This window comes from Leptotrichia sp. OH3620_COT-345 (genome assembly GCF_003932895.1).
GTDB lineage: Bacteria > Fusobacteriota > Fusobacteriia > Fusobacteriales > Leptotrichiaceae > Pseudoleptotrichia.
In genome coordinates, this window is the sequence record NZ_RQYW01000157.1 from 1 (window position 1) to 342 (window position 342).

At 30.4% G+C, this 342-nt stretch carries 1 protein-coding gene; it reads right to left on the reverse strand.

Annotated features, from left to right (window positions below; all coding sequences use genetic code 11):
• Window positions 1–161: 161 nt before the first annotated feature.
• Window positions 162–342 (reverse strand): hypothetical protein (locus tag EII29_RS12960; RefSeq protein WP_125237628.1); only part of this gene is annotated, 181 nt, incomplete at its 5' end.

Sequence of the window (342 nt, forward strand, 5' to 3'; positions counted from 1 at the left end):
CCAAAATACTTAGCACATTGAGCCTTACAGCTGAAGTGTAGTTCTTCTTCCGTTGTAGGGTTATAAGCTACGACCTTTATAGCTTTTTGTGTTGCCATTGTTTAATCCCCTTTCTATAAAACAATATTATCAAATTACTTTATATTTGTCAAGAATTAACTTTAGACCTCTTCAATAAATTCCAAGTATCTTTCATCAATCGCTTTTATCTCTTCTTTCGTGAACTCTGATTTAAAGTTATTTCTTTCTTCTTTAAACCCTAGGAAGAGAAACTTATTCCCTAGCTCGTTTTTAAAAGAGTTTAAATATCCTTTTTTGTTGTTCATCAATTTAACATTGTAT